Raw genomic sequence first — 21,370 nt, 5'->3', positions numbered from 1 at the left:
AAAAATGGGGTTATATTTTAATGATAATAAAAAATGCAAGATATAATATACTATTATTAGGATTAAAAGGCTTGACTTAGGGAAGATAATTTCCCTAAGTTTAGAAATATTTAAAAATTTCAATATTCTAAAAAATACTCTTGAATTTTTTTAGGATCGCTTGTTTTTGTAAGCGCTAACATAAACAAAACTCTTGCTTTTTGAGGATTTAAATCTTCAGCACTAATAAAACCTAATTTTTCATCTGAATCACTCACAGCAACACGACCTGCTACAACCCTTGAACTTACAACAACATCAAGTCCTTTTTTCATAAGCTCTTTTAAAACATTTTTTTGATCTTCATGTATACTTCCTGCACCACTTCCTGCAACAACTATACCCTTAGCTCCATGTTCAAATAAAGCTTTTGCAGCGACACCACTACCATCATTTGAATAGCTATAAAGAATATCTACTTTTGGTAAACTTGTGAGTTTGCTTACATCAAAAGGAGCGTTTTTTGTGTGAGCTTTAGCAACATTATTATAGAAAAAGACTTTACCATCTACTATATAACCCAAATCTCCAAAATCAGGAGAAGAGAAAGCATCAACATTTAAACTATGGGTTTTTACCACGCCTCTAGCACTTAAAATTTTATCATTCATAGCTACCATAACACCCTTGCCCTTAGACTCTTTATCAGCAGCTAATGCTACAGCATTGTAAAGATTTTTTGGCCCATCTGCACTTATAGCAGTTGATGGACGCATAGCGCCAACTAAAACTACAGGCTTATCACTTTTAATGGTTAAATTTAAAAAATAAGCAGTTTCTTCCATGGTGTCAGTACCATGAGTTATAACCACACCATCCACCCCTTCGGCAAAAATCTTATTGATTTCTTTAGCAAGCTTTAGCCAAATTTCATCACGCATATTTGAACTATCAATATTTGCTATTTGTTCCCCACTAATATTAGCTAAATCTTGAATTTGTGGAACCGCTTTGATTAAAACATCTACGCCAACAACTCCAGCCGTATAACCTGTTGTGGCAACAGCGCTATCAATAGAACCTGCTATCGTTCCACCTGTTGCTAAAATAGCAATTTTTGGTTTAGCTTCTGCCATACATGCTCCTATAGATAAAAATACTAATACACTCAATAGTAGCTTTTTCACAATTCTCCCCTTATTTATCAAAATTCGTTTCATTAATGAAACTTATATAATATTAATAAATAATAAATAAAAATTTTATAAATTTTATAAAATTTCTTTAATAACAAATTGTGGAGTTACCAATCCTCTGAATTCATTTTTAGAAATACTTCCAAGTAAAGAAATATTTTGATTTAATTTTGGTTCTTTATCAAAATTAAAAAATAAAGCTTCTATAGTCTTATTTTCCTTGGTTAAAACAAGCTTTAAGTGTTTTTCATCTTTACCTAGAAGTTTTTTATTTTTTACACAAAGATTTTCTAAAACAAAAAAAGGTCGTGGATTTTTATGTCCAAAAGGTTCAAAAGATTCTAAAATTTCAAGCATTTCAAAATCAATCTCACTAGGCTCTAAAATTCCTAAAATTTCATCTGTATCCAAAAATTCACTTTCAGAAATTTGCGAACATTCTTTTTTGATTTTATTTTTAAATAATTCAAAATTTTTAAAATTTAAACTAATTCCAGCAGCACCTTTATGACCGCCATAATTGCTTAATATAGAATTTGTCTTAGAAATTAAAGCCAAAATATCAATCTTACCAACACTTCTTGCACTACCTTTTAAATGTTCTTCATTTTGCGAAAATACAAAAGCAGGTTTATTAAAATGTTTAGCTAAACGACTTGCTACAATCCCTAAAACTCCTTCATGCCAATTTAAACCCGATACCACAATACAAGAATCGTTTTCATCGATTTGATTTAAACTATCTTCAAAAAGCTGTTTTTCTTCATCTTTACGGCTTTCATTAAAACTAACAATTTGCTCTAGATATTCTAAAGCTTTATTAAAATCTTTAGTATGTAAAAATTCATAAGAAATACTCGCATCATCCATTCTTCCAGCACTATTTATAAGCGGAGCAATCAAAAATCCTATATTATCAAGAGCAAATTTATCCTTTTGATAATAATGCTTAATAGCCCTAAAAGCAGCTCTTTTGGATTTGTTAATATGATCTATACCACGCCTTACTAAAGCACGATTTAAATCTCTAAGCTCCATCATATCTGCAATAATTGCAATTGCTAAAAGCTCTAAAAATTTGCTCATATCGTATTTAAGTTTGCAAACCTCTTTTAAAGCTGCTATTAAATACCAAGCTACCTGTGCTCCACAAATTTCAATTTCTGGAAAATCACAATCTTTTTGCTTTGGATTGATAATGGCAAAAGCATCAGGTAAAACATCTTGAGGCATATGATGATCAGTGATAATCAAATCTATATTTTTTTCTTTACAGAGTTTGGCTGCTTCAAGAGCAGCTATTCCATTATCTACTGTTATTATTAAATTCACATCAAGTTCGTTGATAATCTCAGCATTTAATCCATATCCATCTTTAAAACGATTTGGAATTCTTACTATATAATCAAAACCTATATCATCGAAAAATTCTGCCATAATAACACAAGAAATGATTCCATCAACATCATAATCCCCTACTATGGCGACTTTCTCATTTTTTTCTACAGCTTCTTTGATGCGATTAGCTGCTTTATATGCATCCTTTAAACAGCATGGCAAAGGCAGATCGCAAAGTTTGGTATGCAAATCTTTTTCAAAGCGTGAAGCCAAAATTTTTTTAATTTCATTTTTATTAATTATCTTCATAGTTTATAGCTGCCTTGATAAAACCGTAAATCACAGGATTAACATGCTCAAGTCTTGATGTAAATTCTGGATGAAACTGCACAGCCAAGAAAAAAGGATGACAGTTAAGCTCAACCGCTTCGATCAATCCTTTGCTTTCACCACTTACAATCAAACCGTGTTTTTCAAAATCTGCTCTATATTTTGGATTTGCTTCATAACGGTGGCGGTGGCGTTCTTTTACACTTTTTGCTTCATTATAAACCTTAGCCAAAAGGGATTTTTCCTTAATATCGCATTTATAAGCTCCTAAACGCATAGTTCCGCCTAAAGGAGTTTTTGCAGTACGAATTTGTTTTTCTCCATTTGTATCCATAAATTCATCAATCAAATAAACCACAGGATTTTGGCATTTCTCATCAAATTCACTTGAATTTGCATCTTTAAGTTTTAATACATTTCTAGCAAATTCCACCAAAGCAAGCTGCATACCCAAACAAATTCCTAAAAAAGGAATTTTATTTTCTCTTGCGTATTGAATGGCTTTTATCTTACCTTCTACACCACGATATCCAAATCCCCCTGCAACTAAAATTCCACTCACATCTTTAAATACTTCAGCACTTTCCATATTTTCAAGTTTTTCACTATCTACCCATTTTAACTCCACTTTAGTATCTAGAGCTGCACCTGCGTGTATAATAGCTTCAGTAAGGCTTTTATAGCTTTCTTTTAAATCCACATATTTGCCTACAAAAGCGATTTTAACTTCATTGCTTGGAGCTATAACTCTTTTTACCAAAGAGTCCCAATTTTCCATATTAGGTTTTAAATTTTTCAAATCCAAAATTTCAGCAATAGGACTTAAAATATCTTGCTTTAAAAAATTAAGTGGAATTTGATAAATACTAGCCGCATCAACACTTTCTATCACGCAATTTTTTTCCACCCCACAAGAAATAGCAATTTTATCTTTTAAATCTCTATCAAGAGCTTTTTCACTACGACAAATAATCATATCAGGACTAATACCTATGCGTCTTAACTCGCCTACACTATGTTGAGTTGGCTTTGTTTTTAATTCCCCTGCAGCCTTGATAAAAGGTACTAGAGTAAGATGAATATTCATAGCATTATTTTTACCCACTTCCAAACGCAAAGCACGAATAGCTTCTAAAAAAGGCAAACCTTCTATATCCCCAACAGTTCCGCCTATTTCAACGATGAGTATATCTTTGCCTTCTCCTGCTTTTTTAATGCGATCTTTGATTTCTCCTACTATATGAGGGATAACTTGAATGGTTTTGCCAAGATATTCTCCACGCCTTTCTTTTTCAATCACACTTTGATAAACGCGTCCTGTAGTAAAGTTATTATCTTGAGATAAACTCTCATCCAAAAAACGCTCATAATGCCCCAAATCAAGATCCGTTTCTGCTCCATCATCAGTTACAAAAACTTCCCCATGCTCAAAAGGACTCATAGTGCCTGGATCGACATTGATATAAGGATCAGCTTTTAAAATACTCACTTTAAGCCCTGAATTTTTTAAAAGTGTTGCGATAGAAGCAGCGGCTATTCCTTTACCTAAAGAACTTAAAACTCCACCTGTTACAAAAATATATTTTGTTTGTTTCATTGATAATAAGCCTTATTTTTTTATCTAATTATAACTTGATAAAACTTTTTATTTCATTAGAATTTTAAGTAAAAAATGCAAGAATTACAAAAAATATTTTTATCAAAAAAGGAATAAGCATGCAAATCACTTTACTTTTTCACACTCCATTATCTGTTTGTTCTCATGCAACAAGAACTTGTTGGCAAAGCTTTGAAAAAGGCGATTGCGGTGGCGAAAAAGATAAAGAACTTATCGATCGCGTGGGCAATAAATTCAAACACGCTTCAACCTTAGAACATCTAAACTATACTTTTTATATACAAGGAATTTCAAGAGCTTGTTTACAAGAAGTTGCAAGACACCGTCACACTAGTCCTAGTGTAAAAAGCACGCGTTATACCTTAAAAGAACTTCGCAATGAAGGTGAGTTTAAAATAGGAGATTTTGAAAATGCAAGCCGTTATCTTGTGCTTTGTGGTAATGAAGAGGTTGATAACGCAAGCATTAAAGCCTTAGAAAATTTACGCACTATTTTACAAAAAAGTATTAGCCTAGATATAGCCAAATACTGCTTACCAGAAAGCTATAAAACCGAACTTACACTAACGATTAATGCAAGAAGTTTACAAAATTTTATATCTTTGCGTAGTTCAAAATCAGCTCTTTGGGAGATTAGAAATTTAGCAAATGCTTTATTTGAAGCCTTACCACAAGAACACAAATTTATATTTGAACATTGCCTACATAAAGATATAGAATAAATCATACTAATTTTATCTTATTTAAAATATTTTTATGCTACCATTTATAAAATCAAGCTTTGTGCAAGTATATTTTCATATACCTTGTGCTTGATTATAGTTTCTTATAAGGACTTTTTATGGATAAACAATTTTTTCAAGATTTTCTAATGCTTTCACAAGCTCATACTATAGCTACTCTTGCTATACTTTGTGTTGTTTTTTACGCATTAAAAAAAATGCGGGATATAAAAATCAATTTTTCTCTTCGCATGCTATTTGCGCTTTTAATGGGTTTGGGGTTTGGTTTTGCTTTGCAATATTTGGCAAATTTTCCAGATGCTGAAGAAGCAAGTAATATTCTTTGGTATAACGAAATAAAACATTGGTTTGCCTTCATAAGCTCTGTTTTTGTAGCTTTTATAAAAATGCTAGTTGTCCCTCTTGTAAGTATTTGCATTATAAAAGTTATTATAGAAATTGATAAAAACATCAAAATATCTTCTTTACTTGGAATAAGTCTTTTTTGGATACTTTTTAGCACAGCTATAGCTGCGAGCTTGGGTATATTTTTAGGTTATAGTTTTGATCTAGGAAGTAATTTTGCTATTCATGAAGGAGATAAACAAATTCGTGAAATTCAAACCTTTTCAAATATTATACTAGGACTAATACCTAGCAACATCATTACAGCTATTAACAAAGAAAATATCATAGCTATTGTTATTTTTTCTTTTTTCATAGGAATTAGTGCTAAAAAAATTTCCAAAAAAGAAGAATATAATCAGGCTTTTAAAAGTTTTCAAAATTTTATTTTAACCTTTTATAATATTATGATGAGTATGACTGCTACAATTATTAGATTTATGCCTTATGCCGTAGTTTGTATGATGGCTAATGTGCTTTTAAGCAATGGCTTTGAAGCTATTAAAACAGCTGGACTTTTTATCATGCTTATTTATATAGCTATGTTTATAATGTTTGGAGTGCATTTTTTACTCCTCACTTCTCAAGGATTAAATCCTATAAAATATGCAAAAAAAGCCTTTCCCGTGTGGTTATTTGCATTTAGCTCAAGATCTTCACTAGGTACCTTACCTATGACAATTTCAACTTTACAAAATAAATTTGGAGTTAATCCCGCAATAGCTAATTTTGTAGCTTCTATAGGTACAACAACAGGACTTAATGGCTGTGCGGGATATTTTCCAGCTTTAGTAGCGATTTTTGTAGCTTATGCTACACATACACCAATTGATTTTACTTTTGCTTTAATGATAATTTTAGTAGCTGTTATTGGATCCTTGGGTATAGCTGGAGTTCCTGGGAGTGCAACTATGGCAGCTTCTATTATGTTAGCAGGAATTGGATTTGGAAACAATTTTGTTATGTTAAGTTTAATTTTGGCTATTGATCCTATTATCGATATGGCAAGAACAGCAAGCAACGTTTCAGGAGCTATGACCTCAGCACTTTGTACTGCAAAAAATTTAAAAGCTTTAGATAAGGAAATTTACAATTCTTAATTCCTTAAAACCCAAATTTTTATTGGGTTTTAAGGAATTATTGGCAACCTTCACACTCTATACTACGATCTGCAACATTTACTTTTTCACTATCTGGACTTTCACTTCTTAAATAATAAGTTGATTTTACTCCAAGCTCCCAAGCAAGTTGATAAATTTCATTTAAATATCCGCCACTTGCTTTATCAAGAGATAAAAAGATATTTAAACTTTGTCCTTGATCGATCCATTTACCACGTACAGCCGCAGCTTTTACAAGAATTTTTTGATCAAGCTCATAAGCTGGAGTATAGTATTGCCAAGTATCAAGGCTTAAATTTGGCACAACAACAGGTATCATACCACTTAAATTTTGTTCAAACCACTTTCTTTTATAAACAGGTTCGATAGTCTGCGTAGTACCCACCAAGATAGAAATAGAAGAAGTAGGTGCAATGGCCATCAAATAACCATTTCTCATACCATCTTTTTTAACTTTTTCTCTAAGTTTAACCCAGTCGCATTCACTTTGATCAAATAAACCTTCTCTTAAAGTTAAAGCTTTAGCCTTAGGACTTGCTACATCAATTGGAAAAATTCCCTTACTCCAATTTGATCCTTCAAAATCTTCGTAAGTTCCTTTTTCAAGAGCCAAATTAGAACTCGCATTAATAGCCTCAAAGCTAATTTGCTCCATAATCTCATCAATTTTATTTAAATGCTCATCACTTCCCCAATGAATCTTAGCCTCAGCAAGCATTTGTGCTTCACCCATGACTCCAAGACCTATAGCACGGGATTTTAAATTTGTATCTTTTACTTTTCTATGAGGATAAAAATTTAAATCGATTACATTATCAAGCATACGAATAGCCGTTGGCACAACACGCTCTATATCTTCTTTAGTATATACTTTGCTAAGATTTATACTTGCTAGATTACAAACGGCTGTTTTTCCATCATTTTTATATTTTTCTACTATATAAACTTTATTACCATTGATACTATCTAAAGTTGATATTTTTTTGGCTGGTTTTTCATACCCTCCATCAATGACCACCTTTTGTTCTTCATCAAAATGAAGCTCATCTCCATTTTCAAAAACTACTTTGATTTGATAATAATTTGGCTCGGTATTTTGAAAAATTTCAGTGCATAAATTTGAACTTCTAATAATTCCCACATGAGCATTTGGATTTGCTCTATTAGCACTATCTTTAAAACATAAAAATGGCAAGCCTGTTTCAAAATAATTTAGTAAAATCTTTTTCCAAAGCTCTTTAGCTTCTACGATTTCTTTGGTAATACTTTCGTCTTTTTCATATTCTTCATAGCGTTTTTCAAAAGCCTCGCCATATAAATCACACAAATCCGCTGTATCTGCAGGATCAAAAAGAGTCCATTTATCATTTGCTCTAACTCTTTTCATAAAAAGATCATTGATCCATAAAGCAGGGAAAAGTTCATGAGCACGACGTCTTTCTTCGCCTGAATTTTTACGCAAATCGATAAAATCACTTATATCCATGTGCCAAGGTTCTATATAAACTGCAATTGCTCCCTTTCTAGTACCTAATTGATCTACAGCTACGGCAATATCATTAGTAATTTTTAAAAAAGGTATAATTCCACCTGCAGCATTTTTATGTCCATCTATACTTCCACCCATTGCACGCACTTTAGACCAATCCCAACCTATACCACCGCCAAATTTAGAAAGCAAAGCCATTTCTTGATAAGAATCAAAAATGCCTTCAATATTATCAGGAGTTGAACCTATATAGCAAGAGCTAAGTTGATGGCGCGTTGTCCTAGCGTTTGATAAAGTTGGAGTTGCAAGCATGAGTTCAAATTTAGAAATAAGATCATAAAATTTCTTTGCCCATTCTTGGGGATTAAATTCATTCTGCGCTAAAAACATTGCAATAGCCATAAACATTTGCTGAGGAAGCTCTATAGGCATACCTTTACTATCTTTAATCAAGTATCTATCATATAAAGTTTTAATACCAAGATAAGTAAATTGCATATCGCGTTCAGGTTTAATATAAGCGTTTAAATCATCTAAATCGTATTTTTCTTTAAGACCAAGTAAAATTCTTCCTTCTTTTTCACCTTTTTCAAAATATTCACGCAAATGATTATAACGATTCATGCCATTAACTTTTTTATATAAGTCAAATAAAAACAGTCTAGCTGCAACAAAGGTCCAATTTGGACAATCGATATCTATTTTATCTACTGCAGTTTTAATTAAAGTTTTTTGAATTTCTTCAGTTGAAATTCCATCACGAAATTGAATCTTTGCATCGAGTTCAAGTTCGCTTAAATTCACACCTTCTAAATCTTTTACAGCATCAGAGGTGCATTTTTTGATCTTAGAAATATCCAATTCTTCTGTACGACCATTTCTTTTAATAACTTTCATTGCCTTCCTTGCTTTTTATTTAAATGTTCTTTTAAAAATTACATCAACATTTTTTGTATAGTAGTTATAATCGAAACATTTTCTTACATCCTCTTCGCTCAAGCTTTTTCTTAAATCTTCATCGCTTAAAAGCGCCAATAAAAACAAACTTTCATTTTTTTCATTGATAGCAGCTTTGCCATTTTGCAAATCTGCCCAAACTTTCATAGCGTTTCTTTGAACTATTTTATAAGCTTCTTCACGACTAATGCCTTTAAATGGAAGCTCTAAAAGCAACCTCCCTGAAAATACAAGCCCGCCTGTAAGATTTAAATTTTTCATCATATTTTCAGGATAAACCAAAAGTTTATCAATCAAATTTGTAAGACGCATAAGCATAAAATCAGCCGTGATAAAAGCATCAGGCAAAATAAATCTTTCAACACTAGAATGAGATATATCTCTTTCATGCCAAAGTGCAACATTTTCCAAAGCTGGAGTTACAAAAGATCTAAGCACACGACAAAGCCCTGTGATATTTTCACTTAAAACAGGATTTCTTTTATGTGGCATAGCTGAACTTCCTTTTTGTCCTACACTAAAATACTCTTCAACCTCATAAACTTCAGTTCTTTGAAAATGTCTTATCGCTACAGCAATTTGCTCACAACTTGAAGCTAAAATTGCAATAGCAGAAATAACTTGAGCATAACGATCTCTTTGAATCACTTGATTTGAAACAGGAGCGGCTTTAAGACCTAAATTTTTACAAACTTCTTCTTCAAATTCTAAGGGAGCATGGGCAAAATTTCCCATTGCACCACTGATTTTTCCATAGCTTATCACTTCTTTTGCATGTACTAAAAGCTCTTTTGCATGCGAAATTTCATCATACCAAATAGCTAACACCAAACCAAAAGTAATAGGCTCTCCATGAATTCCATGACTTCTTCCTACCATTAAAGTATTTTTGTGTTCTAAAGCACGTTTTTTAATCGTTTCTAAAAGCAAAGAAACATCTTCTAAAATAAGTTCTAAACTCTCTTTTATCTGTAAAGCAACAGCCGTATCTATACAATCAGAGCTTGTCATTGCATAATGCACAAAACGACTCTCTTCTCCCAAACTTTCACTTACACTTGTAAGAAAAGCTATAACATCATGTTTTGTGGTTTTTTCTATTTCATCTATTCTTGCAATATCAAATTTTGCATTTTTAAGAATTTTTTCGCAGTCTGTGTCATTAATGAGACCGAGTTTATTCCAAGCTTTTACAGCGGCTAATTCTACTTTCAGCCACGCATCGTATTTTGCTTGCATATCCCATTTTTTAGCCATGATTTCTCTGCTATATCTTTCAACCATCTTTGAAACCTTTTTAGCTATAATTTTATATTTTAAAAAACAGAAATTATATCAAATTATCCTAAGAAAGTTATTAAATGGCCTACATAAAAATAAAACTCTCAAACAATGGAAAAAAGGCGTTTCAAGTCCTTATGGAAAATTTAAAAATTAGCATAAATGAAGCACAAAAACTCATAGACAAAAAAAGGCTTTTTTGTGATGGAATTTTAGTAGAAGAAAAGAATAAAATTTTAAATGGTTTAGTAGAGCTTATAGTCTATGAAAACAATCCCAAAGGAGTAGAAATTGTCTTTGAAAATGAAGACTTTGCCATACTTGAAAAAGAAAGTGGGATCTTAAGCCATCCAAATGGTAGACATTGTAAATACAGTCTTAGTGATGAAATTTGGCATCTTTGGGGAAAAGAAGCTTGCGTAGCACACAGGCTCGATAAAGAAACGAGCGGACTTATACTTATAGCCAAAAATAAAAAAGCTCAAATTGATCTTAAAAGCTTGTTTGAAAAAAAACTAGTTCAAAAAGAATACCTTGCTCTAGCTCATGGAAAAATAGAAGAAAATTTTATAGTTGATAAAGCTATAAATTTAACTAAAAACTACGATGATATAAAAACAAGAATGCAAATTTGCAAAGAAGGAAAACAAGCTATCACTGAATTTGAAATTTTAGAATACTTTCCTAAAATCAACGCTACTTTTTTACTTTGTAAACCCTTAACAGGCAGACAACATCAAATAAGAGTACATTTGCATTATAAAAATCATACCATTTTAGGCGATCCACTATATGGGCTTAGCAAAGAACAAATCGAAAGTATTTTAGATGAAAAATTAAATCCTAAAGAACGCTTAAAACTTACAGGTGCCTTGCGTTTGTGTTTGCATTCTTATCGTTTGAAATTTCAATATAAAAATCAAAATTTTGATATCAACTCAAAAATAAACATAAAAGAAATTTTCAACAATTCCATAAAATAAAATGATGTTTCACTACGCTACAATCAATCACCTTTTTACCAAATTTTAAAACAAAAAAATAATTCTTGCTAAAACTTTAAGTATAATTAAATAAAAAAAGCGAGATTTTCCAATGAAATTTGTTAATTTTATACAGGGTCAAAAACACAATCTAGGAGTACTAAATTCTAGTGGAAAAATTGTAAGTTTTACTGATCTTGGCATTGAAACTAACGATATGAATGAATTTATTATCTATTTTGATAAATTTAAACACAAGCTTACAGACTTGGATTCTAAAATAGCCTATGAAATTCCAAAAGAAAATTATCTAGCCCCTATTATAGAACCTCGTCAAGATATTATATGTCTTGGGATTAATTTTTTAGATCATGCCAAAGAATCTGCCAAATTTAAGGGTGAAAAATTTGAAGAAAGAGAATATCCTGTATATTTTGGAAAACGCTGCAATCAAGCCACACCACCTTTTGGTGATATACCTTTACATGCAGATGTAACTTCTCAGCTTGATTACGAATGTGAGCTTGCATTTATTTTAAGTAAAGATGCTTATAAAATCAAAGCTAAAGATGCAAAAGATTATATCTTTGGTTATACTATTATCAATGAAATTTCAGCTCGCGAACTTCAAAAACGCCACAAACAATTCTACCGAGCAAAAAGTCTTGAAGGTAGCACTATAATGGGACCTTATATCACAAGCGTAGATGAAATTTCTTATCCTCCTAAACTCCAACTTCAAAGCTATATCAATGATGAACTACGCCAAAACTCTAACACTCAATTGTTTATTTTTGATATTGCTTATGTCTTAGAAGAACTTAGTGCAGGCATGCTTTTAAAAGCTGGAAGTATTATATCTATGGGAACTCCTAGTGGAGTAGGTATGGGGTTAAATCCACCCACTTTTTTAAAATCAGGAGATAAAGTACGTTGTGTTATAGAAAATTTAGGAGAACTTTACAATAAAATAAAATAAAAAAATATCAATTATTAAATAATTTACTAAAATTATACTATAATGGCGTTTCAAAAACTTAAATTAAGGTAGAATTTATCATGAAAAAAATAATAATGATTTTATGTTTATCTTATGCAAATATAGTCTTTGCAGTAGATATGATAACCCCTATTCCAAATTCCATCTCTTACGATAAAGAAAAAGCTGAACTTGGAAAAAGTCTTTATATGGATAAAAGTTTATCTAAAGATGGAAAAGTTTCATGCAATACTTGCCATAGACTCGATCAACATGGCGTTGATGGACTTGAATTTTCAATAGGAGTTGACAATCAACTCGATAAACCTTTCAACACTCCTACAACATTTAACTCTGTGTTTAATTTTGTGCAATTTTGGAATGGTAGAGCCAAAGATTTAGCAGAACAAGCAAAGGTGCCTTTTTTTAATCCAAAAGAAATGGGGCTAAGTCCTGAACTTCTTTTACAAAAAGTTAATTCCAATGAAAATTATGTAAAAGCTTTTAAAAAACTTTATGGAGGAGTTACAGTTGAAAATATAGTCCTTGTAATTGCCGAATTTGAAAAAACCCTAATTACTCCAAATTCTCCTTTTGATCGCTATCTTAGTGGAGATCAAAATGCTATCTCAGCTCAAGCTAAAAAAGGTTATGAAGATTTTAAAGCTAATGGCTGTATCTCTTGCCATCAAGGTCAAAATATAGGTGGGAATATGTTTCAAAAAATCGGTATTTTTGAAGAATACCCAAACCAAGAAGATTTAGGGCGCTATGAAATCACAAAAAGAGAAGCTGATAAAATGGTATTTAAGGTTCCTAGTCTAAGAAATATAGCCAAAACCGCACCTTATTTTCACGATGGTTCTATACCTACTTTAGACGCCTGTGTTCAATTTATGGCTTACTATCAACTAGGAAAATTTTTAGATCAAGAAACAGTTGACAATATAGTCGCATTCTTAGAAAGCTTAACAGGAAAATATCATGACAAATAAAAAAAGTTCATTTTTGATAAAATTTATTATTTTATCTACGCTAGTTTTAGCTTTTATTCTTATTTTGCTAGGTATTATTTTTAACAACTACTCCTCATCTAAAGATAATAAAGACTTAATAAACATAGTTCAGCAGCTACAAATTTCAGATGAAAAAATCAATTCCGTTTTTCAAAATAGTTTTAATTTTATTAACTATGATCCAAGCGTTCAAGCAATAAAAAAAATGCAAGAAAACTTTAAAAAACTTAAAACTTTTGGGATTGATATAAACAAAGCAGAAGAAATTTTTAATGCCAAACTAATCCAGCTTAATTATTTCAAATCCGCAAATTCCATAGCGGTAAATTCAAAACTTTATTTGTTTGAATTAGCTAAAAATTATTTTGAAGAATTAGAACAAAACCATGAAACAAATAAAAACAACTATAGAACAATGAGCTCCATGTTAAGCGTTCTTTCAACTGAAAGTATTTTGCAAAAAACAACACTCAATCAGCTCAACAGCCTTATGAAAGAAATCAAAAACGATACAAAAAGTGAAAATTTACAACTTTTTCTAAAACACTATAAAATGATTGTAAAACAGATTTCTATTATGCAAGATAATTCTTCTATTTATGAGAATAATTCTCTTATGAAAGAGTTAAAACAACTTAACACTTTCACTCAAAATGCTGTAGAACAATCTAATTTATTTAAATTTTATATCGCTTTAACAGTATTTGGAATCACTCTTGTATTATTTGTATTTTTTATTTTATTAACACTAAAAAAAGTCATCATGCCAATTCATACTTTAGAAAAACTAAGTGCTAATTTAGCTAGTAAAGAAGCCAATCTACACTCTCGTTTAAATATAGATCCAAAAAGCGAACTTGGACAAAGTGCTCAATATATTAATTTATTTATATCCACCGTTCAAAACTCAATCATAGAAGCCATAGAAAATGCTAAATCAAGTCATCAAAATTCACAAAAGCTCAAAAACAACTCTATGATGCTTGAAAACAGTTCTAATTCACAACATGAACAAATTCAAGGCGTTAAAGAAATCACCTATGTCTTAGATGATCATATCAATCTTGCGGGAAATTTAGCACAAGAAAGCATAGAAAATATGCAAGATATGCACATACTGATGGATAAGGTAGAACTTACTCTATCTGAACTTGTAAATTTAATAAATGAAAATAATGAAAAAGAGCAAAATATAGTAGCCAATATGGATAATCTAACTCAAAGTGCAGATAATATCATAGAAATTACAAGTTCTATTAGAGATATAGCCGATCAAACCAATCTACTTGCCTTGAATGCAGCTATTGAAGCTGCAAGAGCGGGTGAACATGGACGGGGTTTTGCAGTTGTTGCTGATGAAGTAGGTCAACTTGCCGATAAAACAAGTAAATCTCTTTTAAATATAAATGCTACTGTTAATGCTATAGTCCAACAAATCAATGACAACAAAGCCTTGATGGATCTTATCCATGATTCTATGAAAGAAACCTCTTTAAAAACCAATGATTTACAACAAGAACTTGTAAATTCTATGCATAAACTAGAAAGCTCTATAGAATCAACCCAAACCATGAAAGATAAAAGCATGGAAGTAAAAGATAAAATGCTTATCCTAGGAACAAGCATAGACAAGGTTAACGAACTTGCAAATTCTGTTAAAGATTTATCATCCGAAATCAATAACATCTCTCAAAATGTTCTAAATGGTGCGTCTAAACTCTCTGAAAAATTAAGTAGCTTTCAGTAACTTTTTTCGTGTTAATTTAAATTAACACGAAATTTTAATAAAAAATTTATTTTTAATTTATGTTTTTAAAGTAGAATTAACAGTTTTTATTTCATAAGGAGATACTATGGAGTTTCTTGAACTTTTATTAGTTTTAATCGCCTTGATACTGATTATCAAAAAACCAGAAAAAGAAAATTTGGCTTTTGGTTTGGTAATGGTAGCTTGGCTTTTAATGGTTTTTTTCTATGTTGGCCACAAAACAGGTGCGCTATTAACAATAATGAATCTGTAAGGAAGGGCTAGATGAACGAAATCAATAAAACAAAAAATTTCTACACACTCATGTGTTTAGCAGGCTTTTTGATCATACTCTTGCCTGTAGGTATTGCAAATTTTGTATTTGGTTATATGTTGGGCGATAGTCCTTGCACGCTTTGCTGGGGACAAAGAGAAGCAATGATCTTTATCGGTGTGATGGCACTTTTCATTGTTCGTTATGGTATGAAAGGTAAATACCTTGCTGCTCTTTTAATCATGACAGCAGTAGGGCTTTATCAATCTTTTGCTCACTATGGCAATCACGCTCATAGAGATTTAGATCAAGGTTTTGGTTTAGCAGTTTTTGGTATCCATACTTATTTTTGGGCTGAAGTGGTATTTTGGGCTGTTGTATTGCTTTTAGGTGTGATTTTTGCTTTTGCCCCTAAATTTAATGCTTTTGAAGCAGAATTAAATGGGGAAAAATTTAGAAAATATACGAAATTTTCTCTCGCAGCTGTAGTTATCAGTGCGATTGTAGTAGCTTCAAATATTTTCCAAGCTTTTGTAAGCACAGGAATTCCTCCTTATGTAGGACAAGGCGATCCTGTAAGATTTAGCTTAAATCCAAAATACATCATTTGGAGTAAAGAAGGTTGGAATGGTTTATGGCAAAATATTTCTTTCTTAGGAAAGCGCGATGTTAAAGCTCCTGATTATGCTTTTGCACCTGCAAGTGAAAAACTCGGCATAAAATTTGATAATGATATCAACAATGCTCCATTTGCAAAAATCAATGATGAGCTTAAAATCACAAATGAACAAACCATAAATTTTGACAAAGCCATCAATACTCTTGATTATATCAACAATGAATTTGTAGTAAGCTCTAAATGGGATGTGGCTTTCTTAGATAATAATTTTAGCGTTAAAGAAGGTTTTGAGCTTGATCCTTATTTTTCAGCTTCTATTGATCCAATCATCGGTATCATACCTTATATGAACGATAAATTCATTCTTATGGGCTCAAACAAATCTTTCTTAAGATTTGCAAAAAATCCTAATGCAAGTGAAGAAGATATCGCTAAACAATACGCTGATTTTGTAAAAGGTAATGATAAATTTAAAGGCCAAGGTGAAGGTTTAGGTCGTGGAAGACTTGATACTGTAAGAGCGAAATTTAACCATGTAGCAAGCATGACTACAGATGAAAATTATCTTTATCTTGCAACTGTTCCAAACAACAAAGACGCTAAAACTTTTGTAATCTCTAAAGTTTCTTTAAAAGATCGTGTTCTTTCAGGAGAATTTACTCCAAAAGCAAATCTTAAAGAAGGTAAAACTTTAGGCGATCTTTATGTAACTTCTATGACTTTTAAAGATGGGGAAATTTATGCACTTAGTAAAAATCACAATGTGATTGCCGTAATTGATCCAGTTAAGGAAGAAGTAGTAAAAACTATCGCTTTCCCAAGCTCTATCACTAATGCTAGAAGCATTTTCTTTAAAGATGAAAAAATCAACATTCTTTCTTATCAAGATGGAGTAAACAAGCTTTATACTCTAAACTAAGCTTTAAGTCCTAGTGAAAACTAGGACTTATATTTGATCTTATCTTTAAACCCTGCTTTTTCAAAACCTCTTAAACGAAGCAAACAACTATCGCACTCCCCACATGCTTCATCTTCACTCTCATAACAAGACCAAGTAAGTTCTAAAGGTACATTTTCTTTTAAGGCTAGTTCTACAATTTTAGCTTTGCTCAGTCTAACAAGCGGAGTTTTTATATAAACTTTGAAATTCTTACTCGTGCCTTCATTGATAAATTCTTGTGCCTTTTGTATAAACTCATCAGTACAGTCAGGATAACCACTGCCATCTTCTTCTACCACCCCTATAAAAATACTCTCACAATTTTCCTTTTCAGCCAAAGATCCTGCTATGCTTAAGAAAATTCCATTGCGAAAAGGCACATAGGTGATAGGTGGGGTATCGCTTATGCAAAGCTCATTTTTAGGAATGTCTATACTTTTATCGGTTAAGGCATTACCCCCTATATCTTTGATAAAACTCACATCTAAAATATAAGATTTTTCTACTTTTAAAGCCTTGCAAATTTGCTTAAAACATTCTCTTTCTTTCTCTTGAGTGCGTTGTTCATAATCAAAATGCAAAGCGATGATTTCATAACCTTCTTTTTTGGCTAGATAAGCACACAAAGTACTATCCATACCGCCACTTATGATACAAAGTGCTTTTTTACTCATTTTTATCCTTAAATTTGCTATAATTTCGCAATTTTAACGAAAATTTTTAAATTTAAATTGCAAAAAAAGGCAAAAGCATGGTAAACATAAAACTCATAGAACACATTTTTAAAGCCGCTTCTATCAGTCGTTGGAATGATTATCCAAGAATGGCAAATTTAGTGGAACTTGACAAACAAGCTCATAAATTCATCATCGCATATTTTATCGCTAAAATGGAAAAAGATGTGGATATGAGAGTGATTATAGAAGGGGGAATTTTTGAGTTTTTAAGTCGTGTGGTAGTAACTGATATACGCCCTGATGTGTATCATGAAATCGTGCGTCAAAAAAAAGCTGAAGTTAATGCTTGGGTTTTAAGCAAAATCGAACCTATGATAGAAGATATAGAAGAAGGAGAGTTTTTAAAGCGTTTTGAAGCGTATTTAAACGGCAATGCTTATGCTAAAGAAAGACTTATCTTAAAAGCAGCTTCGTATTTTGCTACAAGATGGGAATTTAACATAGTTTATCAAACCTCAGCTTTTTTAAATGATATTGATGAGATTAAAAACAAAGTTGAAGAAGAATTAGAAGATTACTATGAGCTTATAGGAGCTAGAAAAATCGCTTTAAATCAAAAAATTGCAAAAATTATTGATCTTAGCGGAAGACTTCGCTTTCAAAAGCGTTGGGCTCAAACTCCACGCATACCAGAAACCGCGGTTTTAGGACATATGCTTGTGGTGGCGATTTTGGGATATTTTTACTCACTAAAAATCAAGGCTTGTGATAAAAGACTTGAGAATAATTTTTATTGTGCTTTATTTCATGATTTGCCAGAGTCTTTAACGCGTGATATTATAAGCCCTGTAAAATACGGCATTGATGGGCTTCATGATATCATAAATGATTATGAAATGAAACTTATTGATGAAAGAATTTTACCCTTCGTGCCTGAGGGTTTAAGGGCTGAGTTTTCTTATATTTTAGGCATTAGAAAAGGTAGAAACGATGAGTCAAATTTTGTAAAAAATGAGTTTGAAAATCGCACCTATAAAAATGCTAAAATCGAGCTTTGCAGCGGAAGTTTAAGTTCTTTTAATGAAAATGAATTTGGTGCTATAGATGGTAAGGCACTTAAATACTGTGATAAAATCGCTGCTTTTATAGAAGCAGGACTTAGTATAAGCTATGGTGTAAAGTCTAAAGAACTTGAAAGTGGTTTTTTAGGAATGCATGGGTTTTTTAAAGAAAATCCTACTATAGATGGGGTAAATTTTTTTGAAATTTGTGAAAGTTTAAGAGAATATTTTAAAATTTAAATAAGATTTTTATGCTCCTATTTTCAATATATTTTAAACAAAAATATTATAAATTCAAATTTTATTTTGTATAAAATATAAAGGAGTCATTATGAACAAATACTTTCAAAAGCGCTATACTTTAGCCTTTTTTATAGGTATATTAGCGGGTATTTTCGGAGCTATTGTTAAATGGGGTTGGGAAGTACCTTTTCCTCCAAGAAATCCCAATGTTTTTTGGCCAGTAGATGCTTTAGAACGCGTTACTCCGCCTAAAATTTTTCTAGAACAACTAGGCTTACCTACTGATTGGACTTATATGTTTTCAGGTATGCAAATGCCTTTGTCAATTTTTATAGTACATGTCGGTTTTTCTATTGTTTTTGGAGTAGCTTATTGTATGATAGCGGAAAAATGGCACCGTATTACTATGTGGCAAGGTGCAGTTTTTGGATTTTTTGTTTATCTTTTTGCCCATGTTATTGTAATGCCTTTAATTGCAGAAGTTCCACCACTTTCTGAAATTCCTTTTGATGAACACCTGTCTGAAATTTTTGGCCATATTGTTTGGCTGTGGGGTATGGAAATAGTTCGTAGAGATATAAGAAATCGTATAACTAAAGAAATAGAAGAATGAAAGGTTTCCTTTCATTCCATATCCAAAACTGCACCTTTACTAGCATTGTTAACAAGTTTTTGATACATTCTAAGCCATCTTGAAGGCACTTCTTTTTGAGGCAATACAAATTCTTTTTTGCGTTTGGCGATTTCTTCTTCGCTTAAATTTGCATAGATAGTATAAGCATCTACATCAATTTCTATTTCATCTCCATCTTTTAAAAGTCCTATAAGACCACCTTCAGCTGCTTCAGGGGAAATATGACCCACGCTTAAACCCCTTGTAGCCCCACTAAAACGACCATCGGTGATTAAAGCTACATCAGCACCCAAACCCATACCCATTAAAAGTGAAGTAGGACTTAACATTTCTTGCATACCAGGACCACCTTTTGGACCTTCATAGCGTATCACACAAACATTTCCTTTTTGCACCTTGCCTTTGATAATGCCTTTTATAGCTTCATCTTGAGAGTTAAAACAAACAGCTTTGCCTTTAAATTTTCTTTCTCCGATTATTCCTGCGGTTTTTATAACACAACCTTGCTCAGCTAAATTTCCAAACAAAATAGCAAGCCCACCTACTTTTGAGTAAGCATTATCTACTTTACGAATGATATTTTCATCTTTGATTTTGGCATTTTTTAAGCGTTCTTTGAGACTTTCTCCTGTGATAGTCAGTGCATCAAGTTCTAAAATATGTCCTTGTCTGCTTGAAATTTCAGCCATAACTGCACTCACACCGCCTGCTTTGTGGATATCATCCATATAAACACTATTTAGCGATGGGGCTATTTTTGCTATGTGTGCAACTTTGCTTGAGATGAAATTTAAATCTTTAATGTCTAGTGCCACCCCTGCTTCACGCGAAATGGCAAGCATGTGTAAAACTGTATTGCTACTTCCACCCATTGCCATATCTACTACTATGGCATTACGCACGGCTTTTTGAGTGATGATATTGCGAATTTTAAAACGCTCATCTAAGGCAATTTCACAAATACGACGCGCTGCTTTTCTTAAAAGCTCTTCTCTTTCTTTGCTTAAGGCTAAGATGGTTCCATTACCTTCTAATGCTATACCCATAGCTTCGCATAAGGTATTCATAGAATTTGCTGTAAACATTCCCGAGCAAGATCCACCACTTGGACAGGCTGAACATTCTATGTCTTTAAATTCTTCTTCGCTAATTTTTTTGGCTTCATAAGCCCCTACAGCTTCAAAAACAGAGCTAAGGCTGATCTTTTCTCCTTTTTTAGTTACCCCTGAAGCCATAGGTCCACCACTTACAAAAATGGTTGGAACATTTACTCTTAAAGCTCCCATTAACATACCAGGAGTGATTTTATCGCAGTTTGGGATACAGATTAAAGCATCAAGTTGATGAGCATTCATTACTGTTTCAATGGAATTTGCGATGATTTCACGACTTGGTAAAGAATAAAGCATACCTTCATGCCCCATAGCTATACCATCATCTACGCCTATGGTGTTAAACTCAAGAGGTACGCAACCATTTTTGCGTATCTCATCTTTAATGATTTTAGCATAATCATTTAAAAAATAATGTCCTGGGATTATGTCTATATAGCTATTTGCTACACCTATAAAAGGTTTGTCAAAATCTTCATCTTTCAAACCACAAGCACGAAGTAAAGAACGATTAGGTGCTTTTAAATGTCCTTTTTTTATCGCATTGCTTCTCATTGTAACTCCTGATAATAATTTTTTAAAATTATATTTAGCAAAGCTTAATTTTTATGAAATTTATTTTGATATACATTTTCATAAATAATAAAAA

The 21,370-nt window shown here is 31.9% G+C and carries 17 protein-coding genes; 10 read left to right on the top strand and 7 right to left on the bottom strand.

Annotated features, from left to right (window positions below; all coding sequences use genetic code 11):
* Nucleotides 1–119: 119 nt before the first annotated feature.
* The 3 genes from FBE93_RS05515 to FBE93_RS05505 form a co-directional block, all read right to left on the bottom strand.
* On the bottom strand, nt 120–1,166 hold the full coding sequence (locus tag FBE93_RS05515) for a type II asparaginase (RefSeq protein ID WP_072225816.1): 1,047 nt from the start codon (nt 1,164–1,166) through the stop codon (nt 120–122).
* 84 nt (nt 1,167–1,250) lie between these two features.
* The gene (recJ, locus tag FBE93_RS05510; protein ID WP_002934196.1) at nt 1,251–2,822 is read right to left on the bottom strand and encodes a single-stranded-DNA-specific exonuclease RecJ; all 1,572 of its coding nucleotides are present in this window, start codon (nt 2,820–2,822) and stop codon (nt 1,251–1,253) included.
* Nucleotides 2,809–4,440, bottom strand: coding sequence for a CTP synthase (locus FBE93_RS05505; protein ID WP_002934195.1), 1,632 nt, complete (start codon nt 4,438–4,440; stop codon nt 2,809–2,811). Before FBE93_RS05505 ends, recJ begins: the two co-directional genes overlap by 14 nt.
* Before the next feature lie 119 nt (nt 4,441–4,559).
* Between FBE93_RS05505 and thyX the strand changes: the two genes are divergently transcribed.
* Entirely contained in the window at nt 4,560–5,183 is a 624-nt protein-coding gene (gene thyX / locus FBE93_RS05500) for an FAD-dependent thymidylate synthase (protein ID WP_002860160.1), read from the top strand.
* Between the two features lie 119 nt (nt 5,184–5,302).
* Complete coding sequence (locus tag FBE93_RS05495; RefSeq protein ID WP_165434249.1) at nt 5,303–6,688, top strand: cation:dicarboxylase symporter family transporter; 1,386 nt, start codon at nt 5,303–5,305, stop codon at nt 6,686–6,688.
* A 37-nt stretch (nt 6,689–6,725) separates the two neighbouring features.
* On the opposite strand, the gene FBE93_RS05490 is transcribed toward FBE93_RS05495, so the two are convergent.
* Nucleotides 6,726–9,095 carry a ribonucleoside-diphosphate reductase subunit alpha gene (locus tag FBE93_RS05490; RefSeq protein WP_002934193.1) on the bottom strand — a complete coding sequence of 790 codons (2,370 nt, stop codon included), beginning with the start codon at nt 9,093–9,095 and terminating at the stop codon, nt 6,726–6,728.
* Nucleotides 9,096–9,110: 15 nt separating this feature from the next.
* Nucleotides 9,111–10,439, bottom strand: a complete 1,329-nt coding sequence (gene purB / locus FBE93_RS05485; protein WP_002934192.1) for an adenylosuccinate lyase — start codon at nt 10,437–10,439, stop codon at nt 9,111–9,113.
* Between the two features lie 77 nt (nt 10,440–10,516).
* Between purB and FBE93_RS05480 the strand changes: the two genes are divergently transcribed.
* From FBE93_RS05480 to dsbI, 6 genes are all read left to right on the top strand, one after another.
* Complete coding sequence (locus FBE93_RS05480; RefSeq protein WP_032598864.1) at nt 10,517–11,419, top strand: RluA family pseudouridine synthase; 903 nt, start codon at nt 10,517–10,519, stop codon at nt 11,417–11,419.
* A 112-nt stretch (nt 11,420–11,531) separates the two neighbouring features.
* Nucleotides 11,532–12,398: a fumarylacetoacetate hydrolase family protein gene (locus FBE93_RS05475; RefSeq protein ID WP_002934190.1), complete on the top strand. Its 867-nt coding sequence runs from the start codon at nt 11,532–11,534 to the stop codon at nt 12,396–12,398.
* Nucleotides 12,399–12,478: 80 nt separating this feature from the next.
* Complete coding sequence (locus FBE93_RS05470) at nt 12,479–13,393, top strand: cytochrome-c peroxidase (protein WP_002934189.1); 915 nt, start codon at nt 12,479–12,481, stop codon at nt 13,391–13,393.
* Nucleotides 13,383–15,161, top strand: coding sequence for a methyl-accepting chemotaxis protein (locus tag FBE93_RS05465; protein WP_002934188.1), 1,779 nt, complete (start codon nt 13,383–13,385; stop codon nt 15,159–15,161). Before FBE93_RS05470 ends, FBE93_RS05465 begins: the two co-directional genes overlap by 11 nt.
* A gap of 106 nt (nt 15,162–15,267) precedes the next feature.
* The gene (gene dba, locus FBE93_RS05460; protein ID WP_002779270.1) at nt 15,268–15,435 is read left to right on the top strand and encodes a disulfide bond formation protein Dba; all 168 of its coding nucleotides are present in this window, start codon (nt 15,268–15,270) and stop codon (nt 15,433–15,435) included.
* A gap of 11 nt (nt 15,436–15,446) precedes the next feature.
* The gene (gene dsbI / locus FBE93_RS05455) at nt 15,447–16,973 is read left to right on the top strand and encodes a disulfide bond formation protein DsbI (RefSeq protein WP_165434248.1); all 1,527 of its coding nucleotides are present in this window, start codon (nt 15,447–15,449) and stop codon (nt 16,971–16,973) included.
* 20 nt (nt 16,974–16,993) lie between these two features.
* Here the strand turns inward: dsbI and queC are convergent, their stop codons facing one another.
* Nucleotides 16,994–17,668: a 7-cyano-7-deazaguanine synthase QueC gene (queC, locus tag FBE93_RS05450; RefSeq protein ID WP_002932222.1), complete on the bottom strand. Its 675-nt coding sequence runs from the start codon at nt 17,666–17,668 to the stop codon at nt 16,994–16,996.
* A 77-nt stretch (nt 17,669–17,745) separates the two neighbouring features.
* On the opposite strand from queC, the gene FBE93_RS05445 reads away from it, so the two are divergent.
* Both FBE93_RS05445 and FBE93_RS05440 read left to right on the top strand, forming a co-directional pair.
* On the top strand, nt 17,746–18,972 hold the full coding sequence (locus tag FBE93_RS05445) for an HD domain-containing protein (protein WP_002932220.1): 1,227 nt from the start codon (nt 17,746–17,748) through the stop codon (nt 18,970–18,972).
* Nucleotides 18,973–19,063: 91 nt separating this feature from the next.
* Entirely contained in the window at nt 19,064–19,588 is a 525-nt protein-coding gene (locus tag FBE93_RS05440) for a YagU family protein (RefSeq protein WP_002932217.1), read from the top strand.
* Nucleotides 19,589–19,599: 11 nt separating this feature from the next.
* On the opposite strand, the gene ilvD is transcribed toward FBE93_RS05440, so the two are convergent.
* Complete coding sequence (gene ilvD / locus FBE93_RS05435) at nt 19,600–21,276, bottom strand: dihydroxy-acid dehydratase (RefSeq protein WP_165434247.1); 1,677 nt, start codon at nt 21,274–21,276, stop codon at nt 19,600–19,602.
* Nucleotides 21,277–21,370: the final 94 nt, after the last annotated feature.

The sequence above is a fragment of the Campylobacter sp. CFSAN093229 genome, from assembly GCF_011068225.1.
GTDB lineage: Bacteria > Campylobacterota > Campylobacteria > Campylobacterales > Campylobacteraceae > Campylobacter_D > Campylobacter_D jejuni.
The sequence above is the reverse complement of the archived record's forward strand: the minus strand, read 5'-3'. Positions and strand labels throughout refer to the sequence as shown.

Coding starts and splice junctions, on each gene's coding strand:
- FBE93_RS05505 (WP_002934195.1), bottom strand. CDS start 4,440: ATGAAACAAACAAAATATATTTTTGTAACAGGTGGAGTTTTAAGTTCT.
- FBE93_RS05440 (WP_002932217.1), top strand. CDS start 19,064: ATGAACAAATACTTTCAAAAGCGCTATACTTTAGCCTTTTTTATAGGT.
- dba (WP_002779270.1), top strand. CDS start 15,268: ATGGAGTTTCTTGAACTTTTATTAGTTTTAATCGCCTTGATACTGATT.
- queC (WP_002932222.1), bottom strand. CDS start 17,668: ATGAGTAAAAAAGCACTTTGTATCATAAGTGGCGGTATGGATAGTACT.
- FBE93_RS05480 (WP_032598864.1), top strand. CDS start 10,517: ATGGCCTACATAAAAATAAAACTCTCAAACAATGGAAAAAAGGCGTTT.
- recJ (WP_002934196.1), bottom strand. CDS start 2,822: ATGAAGATAATTAATAAAAATGAAATTAAAAAAATTTTGGCTTCACGC.
- thyX (WP_002860160.1), top strand. CDS start 4,560: ATGCAAATCACTTTACTTTTTCACACTCCATTATCTGTTTGTTCTCAT.
- FBE93_RS05465 (WP_002934188.1), top strand. CDS start 13,383: ATGACAAATAAAAAAAGTTCATTTTTGATAAAATTTATTATTTTATCT.
- dsbI (WP_165434248.1), top strand. CDS start 15,447: ATGAACGAAATCAATAAAACAAAAAATTTCTACACACTCATGTGTTTA.
- FBE93_RS05495 (WP_165434249.1), top strand. CDS start 5,303: ATGGATAAACAATTTTTTCAAGATTTTCTAATGCTTTCACAAGCTCAT.
- purB (WP_002934192.1), bottom strand. CDS start 10,439: ATGGTTGAAAGATATAGCAGAGAAATCATGGCTAAAAAATGGGATATG.
- FBE93_RS05475 (WP_002934190.1), top strand. CDS start 11,532: ATGAAATTTGTTAATTTTATACAGGGTCAAAAACACAATCTAGGAGTA.
- FBE93_RS05490 (WP_002934193.1), bottom strand. CDS start 9,095: ATGAAAGTTATTAAAAGAAATGGTCGTACAGAAGAATTGGATATTTCT.
- ilvD (WP_165434247.1), bottom strand. CDS start 21,276: ATGAGAAGCAATGCGATAAAAAAAGGACATTTAAAAGCACCTAATCGT.
- FBE93_RS05445 (WP_002932220.1), top strand. CDS start 17,746: ATGGTAAACATAAAACTCATAGAACACATTTTTAAAGCCGCTTCTATC.
- FBE93_RS05470 (WP_002934189.1), top strand. CDS start 12,479: ATGAAAAAAATAATAATGATTTTATGTTTATCTTATGCAAATATAGTC.